The organism is Collinsella sp. D33t1_170424_A12 (genome assembly GCF_015554865.1).
GTDB lineage: Bacteria > Actinomycetota > Coriobacteriia > Coriobacteriales > Coriobacteriaceae > Collinsella.
The window spans coordinates 1-3,153 of sequence record NZ_JADNJJ010000215.1 but is presented as its reverse complement, the minus strand read 5'-3'; the positions used below and the strand labels follow the sequence as shown (position 1 = coordinate 3,153).

The 3,153-nt window shown below is 64.0% G+C and carries 3 protein-coding genes; all 3 read left to right on the top strand.

Features of this window, described 5'->3' with window-relative positions:
* Window positions 1-309 precede the first annotated feature (309 nt).
* The 3 genes from I2E26_RS08865 (at window position 310) to I2E26_RS08855 (ending at window position 3,008) form a co-directional block, all read left to right on the top strand.
* Entirely contained in the window at window positions 310-1,017 is a 708-nt protein-coding gene (locus I2E26_RS08865; protein WP_195420439.1) for a hypothetical protein, read from the top strand.
* A gap of 239 nt (window positions 1,018-1,256) precedes the next feature.
* Window positions 1,257-1,919, top strand: a complete 663-nt coding sequence (locus I2E26_RS08860) for a response regulator transcription factor (RefSeq protein ID WP_147588455.1) — start codon at window positions 1,257-1,259, stop codon at window positions 1,917-1,919.
* A 12-nt stretch (window positions 1,920-1,931) separates the two neighbouring features.
* On the top strand, window positions 1,932-3,008 hold the full coding sequence (locus I2E26_RS08855) for a sensor histidine kinase (protein ID WP_370551481.1): 1,077 nt from the start codon (window positions 1,932-1,934) through the stop codon (window positions 3,006-3,008).
* The last annotated feature ends 145 nt before the right edge of the window (window positions 3,009-3,153 follow it).

Sequence of the window (3,153 nt, the reverse complement as noted above, 5' to 3'; positions counted from 1 at the left end):
CGCGTATGCCTTCGGTCGCCCGCCCCGCTCTCGCGTATGCCTTCGGTCGCCCGCCCCGCTCTCGCGTATGCCTTCGGCCCGCTAAGCGACGTTGTGACGGTCCATTTCCATACGTACGGACAAGCTGGCATACGCACAAGATCAAAAAGGGGGATGTGGCTCGATGATGCGTCGACCCCCGCGTCGTCTACGGTGCCGGAGCCATCCTTTTGCCGCACATGGCCCGTGGTGCTATGGGGTATAACAAGAAGATATATGTAGCTACGTGCTCTCGCGGGGCGAGGGCTTTTTGTTGCAGGAGGTGCCGGTATGGCGGACGAGGGTTTGACGGGGCTGTTCGACGACCCCGAGGAGCAGCGCGCCTACGAGGAGTTTTGCGCTAATCAGGAGCGGGGGCTGGAGCCCTTCGACCTCAATGCACCCGCGCTCGTGTGCCGCTGGCGTATGCATAACAAGCGCGTTCCGCTGCTCAACCGCCATATTCGCGCACTGTCGCAGCGCGTGGTGCAGGGCGAGCCGCTCACCCATAATATGTTGTCGTGGGCGAAGCAGCACGTGGAATGGTCGCTCACCGAGGGGTCGTATACCCAGCGTGACGGCGTGCTCATGTTGGTGATCGACGTGAACGGTAATGCGGCCATGTCGGTGGGCGAGTACGAGCCCTTGGCCGCAACCGACCGCGCATCGCTGGCTGAGCGCGCCCGCCTGTCGCAGGTCGAAGAGGGCGAGACGGGCGTGGCGCCCGAGGTGCTGTGCGCCGCCGATGGCGAGCGCCTGTTTGTGGCCGCGGGCGAGCACGGCTGCGGCGCGCTCACCCTGGTGGAGCAGCTGGCGGCGACGCGCGGCATGCAGGTCGAGCGCGCATCGCTCGACGTGGTTTCGGCTGCCCCGGTCGTGTTGCTCGTCTCGGACGAGCACGGCGTGGTCGTTGCAAGCGATCTGGACGCCGCCGCCCAGGTTTCGGCGGGCGCGGATTTCGCCCGCTTCCTGCACGATGGCGTGGCCAAGCTATTCTAAGGTTGTCGCGCCTCCATCGTGCGCGCGCCGGTCAGCTCGGCCTTCTCCATCATGCGGTCGACGCCCTGCGTTCCGCCGCGTCGACGGGCGGCTCGACTCTTACATTGCTGTAACGATGGCGGTTTCCTGGCCCGGTCATTGGTCCGCGGCGGCATACTGGTGATGGAGGGCGACGCGTGCCGACGGGCGCGCACAAGGCTGCGGGCGCGCGCCCGCATTCGACGGGAAGGGCGGTTGCCATGGCGCAGATTTTCGTAGTCGAAGACGATGCCGCGATTCGCAACGAGCTGCTCGAGGTGCTTGAGCGCAACGGCTTCGAGACGGCATGCTGCCTTTCGTTCGACCGCGTGGTGGCCGACGTGCTGGCAGCCGATCCCGACCTGGTCCTGCTCGACCTTACCCTGCCCGGCACCGACGGGCAGTTTATCTGTCGCGAGCTGCGCGAGGTATCGCAGGTGCCCATCGTGGTGCTCACCTCGCGCGTGACCGAGATCGACGAGGTCATGTCCATGACCATGGGCGCCGACGACTTCGTTCCCAAGCCATACAGCTCGCGCGTTCTCATCGCTCGCATCACGGCGTTGTTGCGCCGCGTGGGTGCGGCCGAATCGTCGCTGCTCAGGCATAACGGCTTGGAGCTCGATCCCGCGCGCTCGCTTGCTTGCGCCAACGGCAAGCAGGTGGAGCTCACCAAAAACGAGATGCGCATCTTGTCGCTGCTCATGTCCAAGGCAGGCACGATCGTCTCGCGCGACGCCATCATGCGCGACCTGTGGGACTCCGACGCGTTCGTGGACGACAACACGCTCACCGTGAATATCAACCGCCTGCGCGCGACGCTCGAGAAGATCGGTGTGACGGGGTATCTCACCACGCATCGCGGTCGCGGCTATTCGGTGTAGAGGGGGCGCGCGGTGTCTTTTGGAAGCTACCTGCGTTCATCGTGGGTCGGTATCGCGATCTTTACAGCACTCGATATGATGGTGTGCATGGTGCTCGCGGTTGCCGGCACGCGCCCATCGATGCTCATGTTGGTGGGATGCATGATGGTGGGGGCGACGGTGCTCGTTCCGATCGTCGATTACCTGCGGAAGCGCCCGTTTCTGGGGCAGCTCACCCGCATGGCGTCGGGAAGCGAGCCCCCGCTGTATGCCAACGAACTCATGGACCGCCCGGATTTCATAGAGGGCTCGCTGGCCTACGACGCGTTGCGCGCCGTTTCGAAGGCGGCGAACGACGAGGTGGCGTCGTTCCGCCGGCAGACCATCGATTACCGCGAGTACGTGGAGACCTGGGTACACGAAGCCAAGTCTCCGCTTGCGGCGGCCCACCTCATGCTCGAGAACATCGAGGACGAGCTGTCGGCGGTGGGGGAGGAGCCGCTGAATGAAGAGCTCCTGCTTGCCCGCGTTCGTTCCCTCGATGAAGAGCTCGATCGCATGGAGGGCTACGTGGAGCAGGCGCTGTTCTACGCTCGATCCGAAGCGGTGGAGCGCGATTACCTTATACGCGAATACAGCCTCAAAGACCTGGTTTCCGGCGCCATACGGGCCAACTCCCGCGTCCTTATCTCGGGCCACGTGGCGCCTCTTCGCCGCGACCTTGATTTCCAGGTGTTCACCGACGAAAAATGGATTCACTTCATTTTGGGCCAGATCATTCAGAACAGCGTGAAATACGCTCGCGAGGACAACGCCTTCGTGGAGTTTTCAGCGCGCCTGCGCGATGAGGGCCGAGCTACCGAGCGCGTCGAGCTCACTATCCGCGATAACGGGTGCGGTGTCAGCGCCGCCGATCTTCCCCGCGTGTTTGAAAAAGGATTCACCGGCGAGGCGGGCCGCACGGGCAAGCGCTCGACCGGCATAGGCCTCTACCTTGTAAAGCGCCTGTGCGACAAGATGGGCGTTGGCATCGAGGCGGCCTCGGCCCAGGGCGAGGGTTTTGCCGTGACGCTCGCCTTCTCAACCAACCGATTCCATTTTTTCGAATAACAGGCAATCGTCGAACCGCGCACCCAGGTAAACGGTGCATATCCTTAGCGGCGCGACGCGCGAAGCGCGGAGCGACCCCGGATCGTGGCCGCTTCAACCAAGTCCTACGTCTCCACGTGCCGCAAGCAGGTGAGAGCAGGAGGGG